Origin of the sequence: Chryseobacterium sp. R2ACT005, from assembly GCF_049949215.1 — a bacterium.
Lineage (GTDB): Bacteria > Bacteroidota > Bacteroidia > Flavobacteriales > Weeksellaceae > Chryseobacterium.
Genome location: NZ_CP188192.1, coordinates 3,084,710 through 3,105,349, shown reverse-complemented (window position 1 = coordinate 3,105,349; position 20,640 = coordinate 3,084,710). Strand labels below are relative to the sequence as shown.

Annotated in this window: 14 protein-coding genes and 2 pseudogenes; 11 read left to right on the top strand and 5 right to left on the bottom strand. The window is 34.7% G+C overall.

What is annotated here, in order from left to right:
- The 6 genes and pseudogenes from ACPF63_RS14195 (at position 1) to ACPF63_RS14170 (ending at position 10,339) form a co-directional block, all read left to right on the top strand.
- The gene (locus tag ACPF63_RS14195; RefSeq protein ID WP_426480352.1) at positions 1-3,411 is read left to right on the top strand and encodes an RHS repeat domain-containing protein; all 3,411 of its coding nucleotides are present in this window, start codon (positions 1-3) and stop codon (positions 3,409-3,411) included.
- Between the two features lie 8 nt (positions 3,412-3,419).
- Entirely contained in the window at positions 3,420-6,767 is a 3,348-nt protein-coding gene (locus ACPF63_RS14190) for a DUF6443 domain-containing protein (protein ID WP_426480351.1), read from the top strand.
- Positions 6,757-7,146, top strand: a complete 390-nt coding sequence (locus ACPF63_RS14185; protein ID WP_426480350.1) for a hypothetical protein — start codon at positions 6,757-6,759, stop codon at positions 7,144-7,146. Before ACPF63_RS14190 ends, ACPF63_RS14185 begins: the two co-directional genes overlap by 11 nt.
- Positions 7,147-7,163: 17 nt before the next feature.
- A pseudogene (locus tag ACPF63_RS14180) lies at positions 7,164-7,343 on the top strand (RHS repeat-associated core domain-containing protein); the annotation flags it as partial.
- A gap of 1,348 nt (positions 7,344-8,691) precedes the next feature.
- The gene (locus ACPF63_RS14175; RefSeq protein WP_426480349.1) at positions 8,692-9,639 is read left to right on the top strand and encodes an RHS repeat-associated core domain-containing protein; all 948 of its coding nucleotides are present in this window, start codon (positions 8,692-8,694) and stop codon (positions 9,637-9,639) included.
- 13 nt (positions 9,640-9,652) lie between these two features.
- Entirely contained in the window at positions 9,653-10,339 is a 687-nt protein-coding gene (locus tag ACPF63_RS14170; RefSeq protein WP_426480348.1) for a hypothetical protein, read from the top strand.
- Positions 10,340-10,555: 216 nt separating this feature from the next.
- On the opposite strand, the pseudogene ACPF63_RS14165 reads toward ACPF63_RS14170, so the two are convergent.
- A pseudogene (locus ACPF63_RS14165) lies at positions 10,556-10,914 on the bottom strand (XRE family transcriptional regulator).
- Between the two features lie 402 nt (positions 10,915-11,316).
- On the opposite strand from ACPF63_RS14165, the gene ACPF63_RS14160 reads away from it, so the two are divergent.
- The 3 genes from ACPF63_RS14160 (at position 11,317) to ACPF63_RS14150 (ending at position 13,596) form a co-directional block, all read left to right on the top strand.
- Positions 11,317-12,588: an RHS repeat-associated core domain-containing protein gene (locus ACPF63_RS14160; protein WP_426480347.1), complete on the top strand. Its 1,272-nt coding sequence runs from the start codon at positions 11,317-11,319 to the stop codon at positions 12,586-12,588.
- A complete protein-coding gene (locus tag ACPF63_RS14155; protein WP_426480346.1) occupies positions 12,588-12,941 on the top strand; it encodes a hypothetical protein in 354 nt (117 codons plus the stop codon). Before ACPF63_RS14160 ends, ACPF63_RS14155 begins: the two co-directional genes overlap by 1 nt.
- Before the next feature lie 286 nt (positions 12,942-13,227).
- Entirely contained in the window at positions 13,228-13,596 is a 369-nt protein-coding gene (locus ACPF63_RS14150; RefSeq protein WP_426480345.1) for a hypothetical protein, read from the top strand.
- Between the two features lie 100 nt (positions 13,597-13,696).
- On the opposite strand, the gene ACPF63_RS14145 is transcribed toward ACPF63_RS14150, so the two are convergent.
- On the bottom strand, positions 13,697-14,041 hold the full coding sequence (locus ACPF63_RS14145) for a MerR family transcriptional regulator (protein ID WP_047383183.1): 345 nt from the start codon (positions 14,039-14,041) through the stop codon (positions 13,697-13,699).
- 210 nt (positions 14,042-14,251) lie between these two features.
- Between ACPF63_RS14145 and ACPF63_RS14140 the strand changes: the two genes are divergently transcribed.
- Positions 14,252-15,133 (top strand): AraC family transcriptional regulator, encoded by an 882-nt coding sequence (locus tag ACPF63_RS14140; protein WP_426480344.1) that lies wholly within the window; start codon positions 14,252-14,254, stop codon positions 15,131-15,133.
- Positions 15,134-15,241: 108 nt separating this feature from the next.
- Here the strand turns inward: ACPF63_RS14140 and ccoG are convergent, their stop codons facing one another.
- Positions 15,242-16,684, bottom strand: a complete 1,443-nt coding sequence (ccoG, locus tag ACPF63_RS14135; protein WP_426480343.1) for a cytochrome c oxidase accessory protein CcoG — start codon at positions 16,682-16,684, stop codon at positions 15,242-15,244.
- A gap of 257 nt (positions 16,685-16,941) precedes the next feature.
- On the opposite strand from ccoG, the gene ACPF63_RS14130 reads away from it, so the two are divergent.
- Entirely contained in the window at positions 16,942-17,835 is an 894-nt protein-coding gene (locus ACPF63_RS14130) for an SMP-30/gluconolactonase/LRE family protein (RefSeq protein ID WP_426480342.1), read from the top strand.
- A 75-nt stretch (positions 17,836-17,910) separates the two neighbouring features.
- Here ACPF63_RS14130 and ACPF63_RS14125 read toward each other — a convergent pair whose 3' ends face one another.
- A complete protein-coding gene (locus ACPF63_RS14125; RefSeq protein ID WP_077415254.1) occupies positions 17,911-19,218 on the bottom strand; it encodes a DEAD/DEAH box helicase in 1,308 nt (435 codons plus the stop codon).
- A 92-nt stretch (positions 19,219-19,310) separates the two neighbouring features.
- Positions 19,311-20,585: a carcinine hydrolase/isopenicillin-N N-acyltransferase family protein gene (locus ACPF63_RS14120; RefSeq protein ID WP_219072406.1), complete on the bottom strand. Its 1,275-nt coding sequence runs from the start codon at positions 20,583-20,585 to the stop codon at positions 19,311-19,313.
- Positions 20,586-20,640: the final 55 nt, after the last annotated feature.

Genomic DNA, 20,640 nt, shown 5'->3' with positions numbered 1-20,640 from the left:
ATGAAAAAAAAATACCTAATACTGCCATTGTTTTTCATACAGTATTTACAATCACAGATTACAAATCAACAGCCTGTTTCCGCAAGCAGTCCTATGGACAATATAAAACAAATTTATCCCGCTGCTCCCACTGCAAATAATTTAATGAAATTTGAAGAAGTTCCTGTAAGCTATTATACGGGAATTCCGGATATTAAGATTCCTATTGCTGGTATCCCAACGAGCGATTCTAAAATCTCTATGAATGTTTCACTAAATTATCATCCTCTTAATGCAAAACCTCTTGAAAAATCAGGAGAAGAAGGATTAGGGTGGAGTCTATTTGCCGGAGGAACCATCACCAAAACCATAAGAGGGAGTGCAGATGACCGTAATTATGAAGGGGTTGAGAAAAGGGTAGGAATTCTTTATGATGAATTTAACTATGTAGGAGCCCATACTAATTATACAAGAAAATATTTAGATGAATTGGCCGTAGGTGGGGTATATCATACGGATCAGTATAAAAAACTTTTATTTGATGCCCTATTTTTTAACCAATATGATACGGAGTATGATCTTTACCAATACAATTTTATGGGCTATACCGGGAGATTTATCATTAAAAAATCTTCCGATAATAATTTGTATGTTGAAAAGTTAGATAAAAATAATCTAAAAATTACCATAGGCTCTACTACCCCTGGCAATGCATTAGAGGCAACATCTTTTGTAATTCTTGATGAGTACGGAAATCAGTTTACCTTTGACGTATTAGAACGAACCCAGAGATCAAGTATCTCTAATAAAATAGGGTATTATGATTCATATCAAACCAATTCAAAAGATTCTGGTGAAAGCACTACTGCTTTTCACCTAAGCAAAATTGCCAACACATCCAATACAGAATTGGTAAAGCTGGAGTATTACCCTCCGTTTGAAATTCAATATACAAATCACTCTAATATCACCAGGAATAAGTTTGCAAGTGAAGATGCAAACTCTTTGCCTGTAGCAACTACGTTTGATAGCCAGATGCCGGCTTCTTATGAAACGAATACCATAACAAATAATACATTTGTCCGAAGTTTAAAAGAGATAGAAATACCGGGAAAGGGAAAAATTAATTTTACATATTTGCAGGGAAGGAATGATTCAGGCTATAGTCTACCTCAGCAGCTGCAAAAACTAGATAAGGTTAAAGTTTTTGATTCATCCGGAAAATTACTGGAAACACACCAGTTATCTTACAGCTCTTTTACTTATAATTTAGCAGGAGGAAATTTGCCTAACACAACACTATCACTCTCAAAAGTAACTAAGTTTGATTCTTCTTCTAATAAAGAATATGATTATGTATTAGAATATACATCGAATCCGCAGAGCCGAACTTTGGGAACAGATTCATGGGGTTGGTTTAACTGTCCCCGTCCTAATGCAAATCCTCTTTTGGCAAAATACGTTTCACCGGATTGTATCAACATGAATATCCTCAAAAGCATGAAACTTCCTTCAGGAGGAATTAGGAATTTTGATTTTGGAGCCAATACTTACTCATCAGATCATTTGGGAATGCCAATTACTAATTTTGATGATAATATTGAAAACTGGACTTACAGTAATGTTACTGATGTTACCTTACAGAGTACTTTTTTTAATTCTGCTACTTATAGTTTAGGGAAGGTTCTTCAGAATAAAATATTGTTGCTGGAAAGTGGCGAAATTTTAAACAATGCCGATAATATTGGATTTTTATTCTTAGAAAAATTAAACTTGAATCACGAATTGCTACAGTCATATGGTATCAATACTACAGATAAAGAAATTAATTTAGAAGGTGGACATTTTTATAGAATTAAATTTACTTGGACCAATTCAAATGATCAGGGAACTGCTCTCGTTAAGTATTCATTTAAGACCAAAAATCCTATACAAAAGCAGTGGCTTAACGGAGGAGGGATAAGAATTAATACGATCAGTTATTATGACAATCCCAATGATGCCACTCCTCAAAAGAAAGTTATATTTTCTTATAACAAATTTACGGATTCAGGAAAAAGCAGTGGTGCCTTGGTATTTCCAAAACCTTTGTTGACTTATAAATATGGGTATAGTAATAAATTTGTTTCGACTTGTGGAGGTATGTCTGTAGGATACTGTCAATATCCTTATGCCAATGAATTTGCAATCTATTCATCTCAGAGTTTTCTTCCTGTTCAGAAAACACAAGGCTCTGATGTGGGATATCAGAATATAACGGTTTCGGAAACGGATAAAGGTAGAACAGAATATTCTTACACTTCACCTATTGATAAGCCTAATCCGGATTCACACTATATCAACTTTGAATTGCCTCCATTTCTTCCTGTAGATAATTATGATTATAAAAGGGGACTATTGACAAAGGATGAAAAAAAGGATAATATGAGTGTAAGTCTGTATAAAAAAGATACAGAATATAATATCTATGATTCAAGAGTTCTTACGGGATTAAATATAACCTACATCAATTCACCCTACTCAGAGTATTTGTATGCAGATCATTTTAACTCCTATGAAAATTATTATGCAGGCTGTATACAAAATCAAGGGTTAAACGTGTTTTGTGATAGCCGCAGCAACGTAAGCAGCATGATGAGAATTCTTCCGGTGCAGGAGATTATAGGAAAAGCAAATCCTATCCATTCTGAGACTATAGAATCTTTTAACGGGAAGACTTTAAAAACCTATGAAGATATTACGTATAATACAAGAGACTATCCTATAAAACAAAAAGTTACTTTTGCCGATAATAAAACCTCGGAAACTACTTCCAGCTATGCCCATGAGAAAAATAATCAAAGGCTTATCAATGCTAATATAATAGGTATTCCATTGCAAACCATTACAAAAAAAGATAATGTAATGGTATCAAATATGGAAACCAAATACGATAATCCATTGAACTTGCTTCCAAGTTCCGTTGTATCTACTGACTTACAAAATATTGTTTCTACAGAAGTTACTTATGATCAGTATGATTCAAAAGGTAACCTTCAGCAGTATACAACTAAAAATGGTGTTTCAACAGTAATTATCTGGGGATATAATTTGACACAGCCTATTGCAAAAATAGAAGGCACTAAATTAACAGATATCCAGCAGTCGTTGATTGATTCTATTGTGACAGCTTCCAATACAGATGCTTTATCTGCCTCTGGAAATGATGAAACTTCACTTTTATCTATATTGAATGCATTCAGAAGTAATACTGCATTATCCGGTTATCAGATCACTACTTATACCTATGATCCTTTAGTAGGAGTAAGAAGCATCACTTCACCATCCGGAATCAGAGAAAGCTATATCTATGATTCGGCAGGCAGGCTTGAAAAAGTGATTGATGCGAATGGTAAAGTGCTGAAGGAGATGAAATATAACTATAAAAACTAAACACAATCATGAAAAAGATATTAATTCCCATAGGAATACTCATAATAGGAAGTGCCCAGGCGCAGCTTACCAATACAGAAAACTATGTCTATTCAAAGACGTATTTGTCCGATCCTACCCTTGCTAATGTAAGAAGCACCGAAACGGTTCAGTATTTTGACGGGCTGGGAAGACCTAAACAAATCGTTAATGTAAAAGCCTCCCCATTGGGAAAAGATGTAGTCACTCCAATTAAATACGATGCGTTCGGAAGGCAGGTGCAGGACTATCTTCCTGTTCCCCAGGCAGGAACGCTCAACGGGGCCATTACTCCTGATCCCTTATCCAATGTGAGCAGTACCCCTTATGGTTCAGAGAAAATCTATTCAGAGAAGATTCTGGAAAACTCACCATTAGACAGGATTCAGCAGCAGGTTCAAGTGGGTACAGCATGGAGTACAAAACCTGTACAATTTGGGTATGACGCCAATGCCGATGGTGAAGTAAAAAAATACACTGCCACTTTTAACTATGCCACTTTTACTTCCCAACTCACCTTATCCGGCTCCTATGGAATAGGGCAGCTCTATAAAAATACAGTTACCGATGAAGACGGAAACCCAACCATTGAGTTTAAAAACGGACAGGGACAGGTTGTACTGGTAAGAAAGGTAATCAGTGCTTCAGAAAATGCAGATACCTATTATGTTTATAATGATTATAACCAACTGGCTTATGTGATCCCTCCCAAAGCTTCTGTAGAAGCAGATCCCAATACGGTACTTAATGATTTATGTTACCAGTATAAATATGACGGGAGAAACCGTTTGGTAGAAAAGAAACTCCCTGGCAAAGGCTGGGAATATATGGTATATAATAAAGCTGACCAGCTTATCCTGACTCAGGATACAGTCCTTAAAGGAAAAGGGCAATGGCTCTTTACCAAATATGATCAGTTTGGAAGACTTATTTACACAGGAATCACAAATAATGCTGCCAGCAGGGCATCAATGCAAAACAGCATCAATGCCAATGCTAATGTATATGAAACCAGAACAGCTGCGGCAGGACTTACTTTAAACGGTATGGCTGTATATTATACTAATCTTTCAACTCCTACCGGTGTTACCCAGGTCTTAAGCGTTAATTATTATGATACCTATCCGGCAGGTTCTCCAGCAGTTACCAATGTCTTTGCCCAGCCTCTTCTTACGGATGATCCCGCTCAGGAAAGGACAACTAAAGGACTTCTTACCGCTTCTTATGTAAAGAATATAGAAGATGACAATTGGACGCGGAATTTCCTTTGGTATGATACCAAAGGAAGAAACATAGGATCAAGAAGTCGTAACTATCTTGGAGGCTATACTGTGATTAATAATAAGCTTGATTTTACCGGGGTTGTTCTTCAAACCAATACTTACCATAGAAGACTTGGTTCAGACCCTGAAAAGAGCATCGTAGAAAAATTCACTTACGATTCCCAGAACAGGCTTCTGACCCATACCCATCAGATCGGCAGTAACCCAGTTGAATACCTTTCTCAGAATAAGTATAATGAACTTTCCCAGCTGGAATCCAAGAAAGTTGGGGGAACAGTTGCAGCATCCCCATTACAGACCATTGCATACCAATATAATATCCGTGGCTGGATGACAAAAGTTAATGATCCTTCCAATCTGAACGGGAAATTATTCGGGTATGAGATGAAGTATAATAATCCTGTTTATACCAATACTTCAGCCGGAAGATTTAATGGAAACATCACCGAGATTGATTGGAATATTTCCAGTGCAGAAGGGTTGAAAAGATATAACTATCAATATGATGCTTTAAACAGAATGTTGAAAGGCGCTTATTCCCAGCCTAATTCTTCACTCGCCCAGAATGATTATTTTAATGAAGAACTAAGCTATGATCTCAATGGGAATATTAAAAACTTAAAGAGATTTTCATTGCCTGCTGCCGGAGGAACAACAGCCGAGAAGATTGATGATCTGATCTATAACTATCAGAATGGAGACAAAAGCAATGTACTGGACAGAATTACCCTTCCTGCCGGGGTCATTAACAACCGTTCCGGATATGATGCATTACAGGGAACCATGGCCTATAATCCCAACGGGAATATGACCGATCATCCTGACAGAAAAATGAAGATCATTTACAATTACCTGAATTTGCCCAATTCTATTTCAGTTAACGAAGGGTTGATAGGTATTTCCAACACCAGCTACACCTACAGGGCAGATGGAGTAAAAGTCTCCAAGACATACAGTATGAACGGGTCCATAGAAACCAATTATCTAGACGGTTTCCAGTATGATAACAGACATGCCTATGATACGTCAGCCTCTCTTTACACCATTCCGGTATTGAAATTTGTACCGACTTCCGAAGGATATTATGATTTTACGGAAAATAAGTATATTTACAATTACACGGATCATTCAGGAAATGTAAGAGTGAGTTACAGAAGTAATGGCAGTGGTGGAACTGAGATCATTGATGCCAACAACTATTATCCTTTTGGATTAAAATATCAGGAGAGTCCCATTGTCCCAGCTCCTTTTGGAGGCGTTCCTTATAATTACAAGTACAATGGTAAGGAATTGCAGGAAAGTGGTATGTATGATTATGGAGCGAGAATGTATATGCCGGATTTGGGAAGATGGGGAGTTGTGGATCCACTGGCAGAGAAATATAGGAGGTGGTCACCTTATAACTATGCTATGAATAACCCTATTCTATTTATTGATCCAGATGGTAGAGATATAATTATACATTATAAAAATAGTAAAGGAAAACTTATGACGTATGATTATAAGACAGGTAGTAGATATAAGGGGAATAATACTTTTATAAAAAATTTTTATAAATCAGTTGCTACACTTAAAAAAAATAATGCAGACGGAATTATAAATAGTTTAGAGAGTCATAAAGAGAAAATAATAATATCCCAAACATCAGGGTCAAGTTCTGCTTCATACACTGAAAAAGAAATACAATGGAACGATAAACAAGGAATTGAAACTAACAAAAGTGTTTCATTAACTCCAACACTTGTACTAAATCATGAGGGAGACCATATGTTGGACGCCTTAAATAATCCCAAACAGCACGCAGAAAATTCGCAAGCTGATAAAGATAATCCTTATTCGAATAAGGAAGAAGAGAGGGTAATTAAAGGATCTGAACAAGAAACAGCAAAAAAACTAGGTTTAATTGAAGAAGGAGAAATAACAAGAGATGACCACGGAGGACACCCATATAAAGCATCTGATGTAAATGAAAAGGTATCTCCAAGTACAAGTACATTTCCAAAAATTGAAGAAGTTATTATCACTGTACCTAAAAAAAATAAAAATGGTAATTAAGAAAGTTAATGTTTTATTAATATTATTTATTTTAATATTTTCATTTGGGAAAGGGCAAAAAAGTAATATTTACATTGCTCCAATTGATGCTACAACTCCATATTCAATAAGTTGTAACAATCTACTTGATGCTTTTCAGGATAAATTAAAGAAAATTGAATTAAATAGTAGACAAAGTCGAGATTTTTCTTTACTCACCAGATGTTTAAAAAGCATTAGTAACGAACCTTATGTGAATATTAGATTTAAGGGAGAAATTTATTTTAAGAAAGAAAAGTTTAGTTTTTGTGGAGATCAAGCCACAATTAATATTAATGGACAATATTACGAAATGACAAAAGAATTATTTGAGTATATAAAAAAACTTAGAAGAAAATAATCATTAACCTTTCATTCTATCAGTATAAGTATAATGGGAAGGAACTGCAGGAAAGTGGGATGTATGATTATGGAGCAAGATTCTATATGCCTGATATTGGAAGATGGGGTGTGGTGGATCCTTTTACAGAAGCTTCGCGTCGTTATTCTCCTTATAATTATGTGTTAAATAACCCAATAAAGCTTATTGACCCTGATGAAAGAAGTCCTTTTGATAATGTGGATCCAATTAAAAACGGATTTACTATAACAACAATTAATGATTCTGAAAGTGAAAAGTTAGGACGTTTTAATGATCGATTTAATACAGTTAGAAAATTTTTTGAAGCTGTTAGTGGAAATGGAATTACAGATGACTTAGTGACTTCTGAAGATATAGAAAAAAAATCGGCAGTTATGATGACAAAAAAAACGACATCTTACAAATATTACAATAAGAATGGTAAACAAATCAAGAGGTCTGAATATAAAAAGCTTATGGCATCAAAAGCAAAACCTTATATCATGCGATTAGATTAAAATGAATATTATATAATAAATTTAAATCAAACTACTAAAAATGAATCATTTGAGGATGAGAAATATAAATTAGATCATAGGGTTTTATTGGAAAAATCTCTTATACGACAAAATTATTCCGAATATACATCATTAGAAAATGCAAAAAATACAATAACATCACAAAGTGTAAAAATAGTTGATTTAGAATCAGTAGATTTGTTGGATTCGAATGTCAATCAATCTTTATTATTGGAAGTACAAAAAGCGCATAATTTCAACTATAATCAAATTAACAATCAAATAAATAAAGCTCATGACATTATTAAGCAGTCAATGGAATCTACGTCTAAAATTAGTGAGTAAATTTTTCCTGCATTTTTTCGCAATTCTTATAATAAACTATATATTTTCTGATTGTTTATTACAACGTTTTTGGATTAGAACGATTTATTAATGTCTACAAAGTAGGAAACAGTAATGATGCAATAATAAATATGATGATTATTGTTTATTTGATACCCATATTGCTTTCATACATTTACTATTTTATATTTATTTTTAGAAAAGAGAATTTATTCTTTAAGATTGTTTTTTTGATATTAGCTTTAGTATTATCTCAGCAGCTATATTCTTATTATATAAAAAATTTTCTAGGTTGAAAATATAGATAATATACTAATACCCTGGCGTTAGTGATTGAAGGGTTGAAAAGTTACAAAAAATGTATTTTAGAGTTTTGGCTTCTCTGACAGATACAGAACTCTCCCCCCTCGTTGCCGCACGATTACATCGTGTGGTGAAGTAATAATAACCCCAAGCTGCCGTACGAATCCTTTCGCGTGGCATTTTTGAGCACTTCCTCATATAAAACTCTTTAAACTTAGAGTTTAAAAAAATACTTTCAAAGTTATTTTTACTTTTGATTTGAGGAAACTGTTTTATTTACCAATACAAGGATCACCTTGGAAATGTAAAAATAAGTTTTGGAAGAAACAGCACAGGCGCTCTTGAGATTACAGGTGCCAATGATTACTACCCATTTGGGATGAATCATTTGAATGCTAGAAATGCATTCTTTGGACAAGGTATTTATAAGAACTACAAGTACAACGGGAAGGAGTTGCAGGAGACGGGGATGTATTCCTATAAATTCAGGCAACTAATGGTTGATCTTACACAATGGACGACTCCAGATCCATTGGCAGAGCTATATCCGGGACAGAGTCCGTATGCCTTTGTTGGTAATAATCCAATAAATAGAATAGATCCTTTAGGTTTAACAGATTATAAAGTAAATGGAGAAACTCGAACAATTGATGACGGACATACAGATGTAACAATGAATGTAACAGAACGTCAATTTAATCGTCTACAGAATAGGTTTAATAAAGGAGGTTCTAGTTATGAAAGATTAATGAACCGATTATCTGATCGCAACGGTTACACGACTTTCTCTGCAAATGGGAGTGGCGTTGGTGATGGCTTTACAATCACGAAGCATAAACCAGGTGAGGACACTTATGGCCAATGGTCAATCCAGAATAATCATAAGACTTACGGAACAGTTGAACATATAGCAAGAGTTACGGATTCTAGTTTAGGATCTGTGACAGGTCAATTTGGAAATATTAATGTTGGGAGTAACAATAAGCTTTACTTTAGACAAAATACTGGAAGAATCTTTAATGGTAATCAGTATGTAAGAACCGTTTCTGCTGCATCAAAATATAGCAAATTAGCCAAAGGAGCTAAATGGGGAGGACTTGCTACAGGTGTTGCATTAGGTGGATATGAAATATATCAAGGAGTGCAGCAAGATGGAGGCACTTACGGATATAATGCGCAAGTACAAACAGGTGGCGCAGTTGGTGCTTTGTTCGGAGGTGTAGGAGCTATTCCTGGAGGAATAATTGGAGGATTGATAGGTGGTGCTGCAGGAGCTTGGGGTGGAGACTATTATGGAGAAAAAGCAGCAAAGGCAATTATTGAATAAACTATAACTTATTATGAAAGATGTTCTATTGCTATGGCAAAAAATGCATTATAATATATACAGATTTAATGTGTTTACAAGCATATATGTATTTGGATTACCTATCATGCTGCTACTAAAAAATAAATATATTCTTGAAATATATAAAAAAAAAGGCATTAGTAATCCTGAAAAATTAATTAGAAGTACTGTATCAAATTCTAAAGTAGGAACAATCAATTGGTTAACTGATGGATTTATGATATTATTTATAGCGTTAATTTGTTTTTCGATTTTAAATTTTATTACGATAATATCAGGATATGTAATTTGGAAAAACTGGTCACCTTTAGTTTTTATTTTGTTAATTGGTATTCCAGCAATAGTAATTAATTATTTTGCTCTATGGCAAAATGACAAATACCTCACATATTTTAAAGAATTTGAAAAAGAAACAAGAAATATGAAGCGTAAATGGGCTTGGATAAGTTTTAGTTTGATTCTTGGGATTTTTGGATTATTAATTTTCAGTTTTTACTGTATTAATCATACATCTAGAAGTAAAAATTCAACTTCTCAAGCTAAAGAGAAAGCAATAAATGATATTTTGAACAAAGCTGAAGATAGTTTATACCAAGGTATTGATAAAGACTCAATTGATGCTAATATAGAGACTCGATTAGAAAAAATAGAAGATAGCTTATATAAAAATATAAATTGAATTAGTCAATACTTAATCTGACAGTTTATAAAAATGATTGGTTCTACCATAATATCAATAGGTAAAGCCAATCATTTTGATTTTAAGCCACTTTCAGGTACTCATCGGTATTGCCCCCTCGCTGGCGCGAGCATCCCGCTCGTATCCACAAATAAACAAAACCACTGCACAGCAGTGGTTTTTCATTCTATTAAAAGTGTATTTTTATAAATTCTCTTACTTATCATGCAGCTTTTCCAGCCTGCTCATCATTTCATCCTTTTCCTTCAGCATACGCTCATACAAAGCGATTTTTTCTTTGTGAAGCTGGATGATTTTGTCCATGGGGTTGATTGTGCATTTGTATTGTTCTGCATAGGCAACTGCGTCATCCTGAAAAGTATTTGCTATAATATTCACAGCCTGTTCTGTTCCTCATCAAAATTCTGAAAACTCTCTGCGGGAATTTTCAGTACTTCGGATATTTTTCGAGTAGCTGGTTTCCAATGGTTTCTTTTTGTTCCAGTAAGAGATCTTTTTTTGTTCCAGTCTTCACCTAAGTCCAGAGCCAATGCTTCCTGCTTGATGCCAAGCATTTATCTGAAACGTTTTACATTTCTTCCCTGATGTATTTTATTGTGTATTCTTTAATCAATTTGTGAAGATTCAAAGATAATACATTCTGTAAAGTAAAGGTTAAAAAATGTCCGGTAAAATATTCCAGCCATACATACGTATTAAAGTGTCGGTAACTAGTTTATAAACTGTCTCCAGCCATTTAAGAAATGCCTTCAAACAATATTGTAAATATCTCTGGGCACTTTATCAAATAGGTATAACTACTTTACAACCGTCTCAACCATTTTCATAAGTCCCTTTACCCACTTATCAAAGTGGATGGAGACCGTTAATGAACACCCTTTAGCCCATTATATAACTGGGTATACCCCAGCTATATCTACAGGGCAGATGGAGTAAAAGTCTCCAAGACATACAGTATGAACGGGTCCATAGAAACTAATTATCTAGATGGTTTCCAATATGATAACAGGCATGCATATGATACTTCAGCATCTCTTTATATTATTCCTGCATTAAAATTTATACCTACTTCCGAAGGGTATTATGATTTTACTGAAAATAAGTATATTTACAATTACACAGACCATTTAGGAAATGTAAGAGTGAGTTACAGAAGTAATGGCAGTGGTGGAACTGAGATCATTGATGCCAACAACTATTATCCTTTTGGATTAAAACATCAGGAAAGTCCTATTGTCCCAGCTCCTTTTGGAGGCGTTCCGTATAATTACAAGTACAACGGTAAAGAATTGCAGGAGAGTGGGATGTACGATTATGGAGCAAGGATGTATATGCCGAACATTGGAAGATGGGGTGTGGTAGATCCGTTGGCGGAAAAAATGACTCATCATAGTCCTTATAATTATGCGTTCAGTAACCCTATTAATTTTATTGATCCAGATGGAAGAGAAAGTTTAGGATGGGGCTTAAAAGGTGGTGTTTGGAGTTGGGATCCAAATTTAACATCTCAAAACTATCAAGAGCAAGGTTTTACAGACTATCAGGATGATGGCACTACCATCAACAATACACCTATTCAAGGACAAGAAAGTGGTAATACAGGTCAAACGTATTTAGGTTTTAATGGACAAGCTTTTTATATCCCTACTAATAGCAATGGGTCAGCAGAACTTCTCGGTTTATCTAATTGGTTTAGAGATGCTATATCAGGAACAACTTCTGCTATGTCTTCACAACTGTCAGGAGGATGGGATAGTAATTTTATAAGAAGTTTCACTGGTGATTTTCTTAATGTTGGTGTTGGCTTTTCGGGAATTGCATCTGGAGGAGCAGGAACCAGTTGGGAGTTAAATTGGGTGTTGCATGGCCCAGAAGCAAGTTTTTATCCTGCAATTACCACGACACCATCCATAGGTGGTGGGTATAATGTTGATGCAACTTTCAATGTAGGAAATGTTAATTATACAGGAAAAGCTTCTGAAATTACTCGAAGTATGCTTGTAACCAATACAGCAAATGGAGATATTCCTACGGGCTGGGGATCTGGTTCATTGTCTGCTGGTGGAAATATTGGAGTGACAGGAGCTGTAACAAGATTGAGAGAAGGAAAATATTTAATAGGTGGACAAATAAATGTTGGTTTAGGGCTTCCATTAGGACCAGTCCCTTTCAACGGTTCAGCAGGTGTTTCAAATACATATTTAATACATGATTTTTATAAAAAATAATGAATAAAAAGATACTAATTCTATTAGCAGTTATATCTGTAGTATTACTCTACTTTTATTACGGGGGAAATTACATGGATGATAGGGGGAAAAAATATTTCAATCAGTTTAATAAAATGTCTATAAATGATACCATTTTGAATTTGAATGAATTTTCCAGAGGTGTAAAATTACATTTTAAGAATAAAGAAGTTGTCTTTTATCCTTTAACAAGTGAACTTAATGAAAATAATATATTCCTTTTTATAGCTAAAAAAGGAGATAGAGTTATAAAAAAACCTTTTCAAGATACATTGACATTGGAAAAAAAGGATGGAACTATCTTAAAATACATGTTTGTAAAATCTAAGTAATTAAACAGGGTAAAGAAAATTATTCTATATTCCCCCGCTGGCGCGAGCGTCTCGTTCGTGTTCACAGAATAAATAACAACCCTTGTATTTCTGCAGGGGTTGTTTTTTATAATATAAATTTTACTACTTTTAAACTTTGAATAAAAATCAATTGTGCTTCAATCTGTAGAATCTTAATCTGTAACTAAATTTTTAGAATGGATATATGTAACCTTAATGATTGTGTTTATGGACATGAGTAAGGCGCTCGCATCAGCAAGGAGGAATAAATCTAAAACACATGTATATGGAAAATAATTTTGAATTGGATAAGTCCAGTAAAAAACCATTACTTATTTTTGGTTTAATATTCGGATCAATTGTATTTCTTACTGTTTTTTATTTGAATTATAATTCAGCTGATTTGACTAAAGAACAACTTTTAAAAATTAACAGACATACTAAAGTTATTGAAATATATTTCAACAAAAATGAGCATAATTTTCCATATGTAAAATTCTCGAATGGCTCTGAAGAAATTCTGGAAACTCCTTATCAAATTGGAGATTCTATTTCAAAAAATAAAGGAGATTCTATAGAATATATTTTCAGAGATGATAGTATTATTCAAAATAATTTATTTGAGGTAGCAAGAAGAGATAAGGTACTTAAATGAAGTTTCCCCCATCGCTGCTGCACGAATCCTTTCGTGTGATGAAGTAACAAAACCTCCGCTGCAGTAAATGCAATGGAGGTTTTTTATATTTTCAAAGAACTTATTCTTCCTCCCTTTCTCCCAAAGATTCTTTGAGCTTAATAAGTTCAGCTTTTACAAATTCCAGTCGGTCAATTAGGGTGATGGTTTCGGAGATTTTACTGTTTGTGGTCAGGGCGATACGGGCTCCGTCCAGCGTGTATCCTTTTTCTTTTACCAGATGGTAGATCATCTGAAGGTTTTTGATATCCTCAGGAGTGAAATACCGGTTTCCTTTCCTGTTTTTTTTAGGCTTGATAATTGGGAATTCCTGTTCCCAGTAACGTATTAATGAAGTGTTTACGTCGAATGCTTTTGCTACTTCTCCTATAGAATAATACAGTTTATCAGCTAAATTTATTTTCATTTTTCAACTCCTAAACTTCAAAGATAAAAATTTTTTAAAGTTTCATCCAAAATATATTACAAAAAGTGCGGTCATACTTTGTTTCAAAGGTATTTATAGGGTTAAATTTATCATTCAGAAACAATATTTGTTGCCGCAGATATAAAGGATGATGATATACTGGGTCTTTTTTTGTCTAAATTTGTGAATGCTTACGATATATACATATAAATGAATCCAATCTCCGTTCTTCATATTGACCTTTTTCAGGCGGGTAAAAATACTTCAGATTTTTATTTTAACACAATGAAGAATCATTTGGTGGTGGGACATCGTCATATAGAAAAACCTCACAGACATGATTTCTATGCTGCGGTTCTTTTTACCAAAGGAGCAGGCGTACATGAAATAGATTTTCAGAGGTATGATGTTTCTGAGGGAAGCCTTTTCTTTCTATCGCCGGGGCAGATTCACAGCTGGGAGCTTTCAGAAGATATCGATGGTTATATTTTCTTTTGCTCTCAGGAGTTCTATGAAATGCATTATGTGAATCAGAAACTGAGAAACTTCCCCTTTTTCGGATCGGTGTCTTTTCCTAGAAAACTTCAGCTGGATAGTTTGGAACTGAAGAAAAATATAACTTTATTTCAGGAACTCGGAGAAGAACATCGGGCTAAAAATATAATGAAAGAAGGTCTTATTTTGTCATTGATGTCCCAGATCTTTATTAATTCCACCAGATTATTTTCAAGAGATTTTGATACACAGGCTTCTGCTGCCGGACTTTCCTATTTCAAACATTATCAGGATTTTGAAAATTTGATTGAACAACATTTTGCAGAACATAAATCGATTGCCTATTACGCTTCTTTATTAGGTGTTTCATCCAAACATCTGAACAGGATTGCACAGACTGTTGTTCAAAAAACAGCTACAGATGTTATTACAGAAAGAGTAGTGTTGGAAGCCAAAAGAATGTTGATGTATCTGGATGAAAGCCTGGTTGAAATTGCTTTCAGATTAGGGTATGAAGAATATTCCTACTTTGCAAGAGTATTCCGGAAAAACTCCGGAATGACTCCCACTCAGTTTATGAGGAAATATAAAGCTTAATGAGTTTAAAGTTACTGGTTGCCATGTATTTGATTTTAAATACTTCCTATCAATATTTCACAGAGTATTTTCCCTAATCCCTAATCCCTGCAACCTATCATCTGCCACCTACAAAGCTAACTTAAACGGTCCTTCAAAAGTCGTTTCAAACGAATCTATCAGCTTCCCTTTCTCATCAAAAACTCCGATGACCATATTTTGTTTTGAAAACTTAATGTCTTCTTCAGGGAAGGAAATATTAATGTTCCCTTTCAGGATCTGGTCTCCTTTTAAGATGATTGTTTCAGAGCCGAAATACGTGATTTCAGCATTCAATGGGGTGATAACTTTGATGTTCAACGTCTTTTTTTCATTAGATTTATTAAGAAGAGTATAAATAAAGGTATTGGTGATTTTACCGTTTTTAACGAAAAATGTAGAGCCTGCCGGTTTGATGAATTTCGCTTCCATAGAACCACGGTCATACATTAAAAATCCAAGGAATCCGATCAGCAATGCCAGAATAACGGTCGTTGCCTTCATTCTTGGTGTAAATCTGAACTTTTCACGATTTTCAATTTCTGATTCTGTAGCATAACGTACCAATCCTTTAGGTAACCCTACCTTTTCCATTACTTCATCACAGGCATCAATACAGGCTGTACAATTCACGCACTCCAGTTGCTGCCCGTTTCTGATGTCAATTCCCGTAGGACAGACAACAACACATTGGTTACAATCAATACAATCTCCCTTACCAGCCGCTTTTCTATCTTCATTATTTCTCCATTTTGAACGGCCTTCCCCTCTTTTAAAATCGTAATATACGTTGATTGTCTGTTTATCGATCAGAACTCCCTGAAGCCTTCCGTAAGGGCAGACCAGAGTACATACCTGCTCGCGAAGCCATGCAAAAACAAAATAGAAAGTCATCGTGAAAAAGATCATCGTAATAAACTTTAAAGGATGTTCTGAAGGCCCTTCAAGCATAATCTGGAAAACCTGTTCATAGCCTACGATATACATAAACATAAAAGTAGAGCAGAGCAGGGAAATCAAAATAAATACAGACCATTTTGTAAGTCTCTTTCTGATTTTTTCAGCATCCCATTCCTGTCTGTCAAGTTTCATCTGTTTATTTCGATCTCCTTCAATCCAATATTCTATTTTACGGAAAACCATTTCCATAAAAACAGTTTGCGGACAAAGCCAGCCGCAGAATATTCTTCCGAAAACTACCGTAAATAGCATCACAAAAATAACGGAAGTTACTGCTCCCAATGCAAGGATAAAAAAATCCTGCAGATAGAAAGGCTGACCGAGGATAAAGAATTTCCTGTCGATAACATTGATGAGCAGAAAAGGATTGTTGTTGATCTTTACAAAAGGCAGTCCGAAAAACAGGGCAAGAAGAAAATAGCTGGTGTAATTCCTGTAATTGGTGTATTTTCCTTTAGGCTTTCTGGGGAATATCCACTTCCTTTTTCCGGTTTCATCCATTGTTCCCACTGAATTTCTGAAATCTTCACTTTCAATTTCCAAAGACTTGATATTGTTGGACTCTGCGCTCATTATTGTATGCTATAAAAGTATTTTGGTACTATTTTCAACAGGATTACTCTCATTTTTTAAATTGATTTTTTCATTTAAAAAAGTGATCAATCCTGTTACTGCAAAGCTCCGGATTATATCTCTGCAGTACTAATATGATCTACTTCAAAAATAGGATAATTGGGACATTTTGTGTTTTTGATTTTTATTGTATCAAAACGAGAAAATATTTTGAAACCTGTAGGTCATATTGTAAATTGCAGGTTTAAAAATGAAGTATGAAGAATATATTTAAAATAGGCATGATTGGTTTGGTTTTCGCATTGGTAAACTGTCAATCAGTAAATTATAGTAAAATGTTGTATGAAGGAGTAAAGCCGGAAATGGTTTCCGATACGTTCAGTTTCACAGAAGGACCATCAGCAGATAAAGAAGGGAATGTTTACTTTACCGATCAACCCAATGATAAGATCTATTATTGGGACTGGAAAAGCAATAAGGTAATAGAGTTCTTAGACAAGACGGGAAGGGCAAACGGAACACACTTTGATAAAGACGGATATTTGATTACCTGCTCAGATGATCAGGGAGAGATCTGGAAAATTTCCAAAGACAAGAAAGTAGAAATTCTGCTTAAAGGTTTTGAAGGAAAGAGGTTGAACGGTCCCAATGACGTTTGGAATGATGAAGCCGGAGGAATGTACTTTACAGATCCATTGTACAAAAGAGATTATTGGATCGGTTTTAAACAGGAACTGCAACACAAAAGCCTTTATTACAGAGATAAATCAGGGAAAGTTATCAAGCTGGATACATTTACCCAGCCAAATGGAATTGTAGGCAGTGAAAAACTGAAAAAATTATACCTTTCTGATATTGATGCCGGGAAAACTTATGTATATGACATATTGGGTGAAGGGAAATTGTCAGAAAAAAGACTTTTCTGTGAAATGGGATCAGACGGAATGGAGCTGGATAAGCACGGAAACCTTTATCTTACAGGAGATGGAGTACATGTTTTTAACCGTTCCGGAAAGAAAATTTACCATATTCCTATCCCTGAAAAGTGGACTTCCAATGTAACTTTTGGTGGAGAAAATAATGATATACTTTTTATTACCGCCTCAAAATCTGTGTATACTTTTCCTACCAAAGTAAGAGGAATAAAATAAGATGAATGTCATTGCGGAAAGCGATCTCTGCATTTCGCAATGACATATATATTGTTTGTCTAAAGAATCATATTTTTAATAAGCAACTTCCATTTTTACTTTCTTTCCTTTCAGCTTTTCGTTCTGAAGCTTTCTTAAAACAGCATTTACTTTGCTTCTGGAAACAGCAACATAAGAAGTTGTATCCTTTACTTCAATCAAACCGATATCTTCTTTCTGAAGTTCTCCCTTTTTGATAAGATATCCCACAACATCCACTTTGTTGACCTTATCTTTTTTTCCGGCACTGATATAAATAGTCTGGAAAGGTGTTTTTTCCGGAACTTTAGTAAATCCGGCAACACTTTCTTCAGGAGTATTATTTTTAATGAACGGGAAGTTTTCGTCCTCTGTCATGATCAGATATACAAAACCTTTGGCATTCATTCTTGCAGTACGCCCGTTTCTGTGTATGAAAGCATCTTCTTTGGGAGGAAGCTGATAATGTACTATAGATTCTACTTCCGGAACATCAAGTCCGCGGGCGGCAAGATCTGTAGTAATAAGAATTCTTGCAGAATCATTTCTGAATTTCAGTAATGCACGTTCTCTTTCGTCCTGCTCCATACCGCCATGGAAGGTTTCTCTGTCGATTCCCATCTGATGAAGAAGTTCAGAAATTCTGTCAACAGCCTCACGGTGGTTACAAAAAATAAGAGTCCTTTTATTTCCTATTTTACAGATTAAATTAAACAAAGTATCCAGCTTTTCCTCAGAAATTGTCATTACTTTTCGCAATTGGATATCTGGTTTTACTTCACTTAGTTTTAAAAAATCGATTGTTTTTTCATTTTTTAGACCAGTAAACGATGGAATTTCATCCATTGTCGTAGCTGATGTTAAAATTCTTTGAGAAAGGCCTTTTAATGAGCCTGCAATAAACTCCATATCTTCATGAAAACCTAGCTCCAGAGCTTTGTCGAATTCATCAAGAACGAGTGTTTTAATCGTTTTCGGATCAAAATTATTATTTCTTACATGGTAAGCAACCCTTCCCGGAGTTCCTATTAAAACAGCAGGAGCTTCAATTAAATTGTTAACCTCGATTTTTTTATCATGTCCGCCATAACAAACAGATACTTTAAAATCTGTTCCCATAGCTTTGAAAACCTGCTCAATCTGTAAAGCCAGTTCTCTGGCCGGAACCAATATCAATGCCTGAACTCCCTGAACATTTTTTTTCAGATTCCGAAGAACCGGGAATAAAAAAGCAAGAGTCTTTCCAGATCCTGTAGGAGAGAGTAAAACAATGTCTGTATTGTTTTCAGACGCATTATAAGTAGATTTCTGCATCTGATTCATATCCTGAATCTGCAGCTTCTGGTAGATTGATTGTAGTTCCATGCTGCAAAGGTAGTGAATTTTGAATTTTGAAGGTTTTAGAGTTGAGGATATCAGGGTTTATAAGTAATGCAGTTTTCCCAATTTTCCTTTTCTTACTTTTTTATATCCTTCATTCTGTTAAGTATTTCTTTTCCCCGGATTAATGTTACGCTATAGGCTTTATCGGGATTAGTTACTGCTTTCTCATAAAATTCTTTTGCCAAAATTTTGTCTCCCTGCGTAAGATTGATAAACCCAATCATTTCATACATGAAATTCTGAAGTTTAAGATCTGTAGTTTCCTTGGAAGATAAATACTTTAAAAGTTTTTCTGCTGAAGTAAGTTTTGTGTCTTTGTATTGCTGTACATCATATCCATAAGGTTTACTGAACCAATAGTACCACATACTGCCATTATTGTGCTCGTTCCAGGAATATTTAATGAGCTGTAATGCTGCTTCCAGCAAGGCAGAATTTAATTTTTCATTTTTTGGAGATAATTTTTCACTTTCTGAAATATAATGGTCGATTGTTCTATCTATACCTTTATTTTTCATCTCCTGAAAAATAGATTCTTTAAGGTATAAAGAATGGTTCTTTGAAAAATTTTCATAAGCAAAAGAAGCTGGGAAATGATCCGCAAGGTTTTCTATTCTGTATCCTTTTTTTAATTCAGTTTTCAGATCAATAATATAGACTGTATTATAATCATGGAAAAGATAGACATAAATAATGCCTTTTTTTAAATCGAAGATTGTAGAGTATAATGTATTGAGTTCACCTTCCTGATGGGTTTTATCCAAAATTTTTTTTAGAAATTCCACACTGTTCTCTTTCGATCCGGAAAGCATTTCATTAGCAATTTCTGGCCGCCTGCATGATAGCTTCCCATTAATCATATTGCAGTTTGAATTCACTTGAAAGTCTCCATTCTTTTCAGTTATTCCTTTGGGGCTAACTAATACAGAATTACCATACTTATCCGCTATTAGAGCTTGGGAGTAAGATATGTAGTCATATTTTTTTAATATAACAATGGCTTCTTTTACAGTTTTGCATGTTCCTAGGATTTCCCACATGATATCTCCGGGATAGGGATTGGTCAGGTTCAATTGGGTGAAATCATAATTCGCTGCTGCAAAATCAAAGAATAGTCCGTATTCATTCATGGCTGCGGCTACCTGCATGTCAGGGGCTCCGAAGCAAACGGAGGCATAGCGATTTGAGCTAGCTGGGTTATACCAAATTCTGGTAAAGGGAGTGGTATCGTCTTCGTTGGCTGCAACAAATGTTTCACCTCCTCTTGAACAGGAAAAAATTGTACAGGCTTTTATATTGATGGTATAGAAAAGGATACCAATTAAAATAAAAATATTTTTTTTCTGCATAGCTATTTTGTTTATTAGATCTCTTGAATTTGATACTATTTAATTATTAAACAAT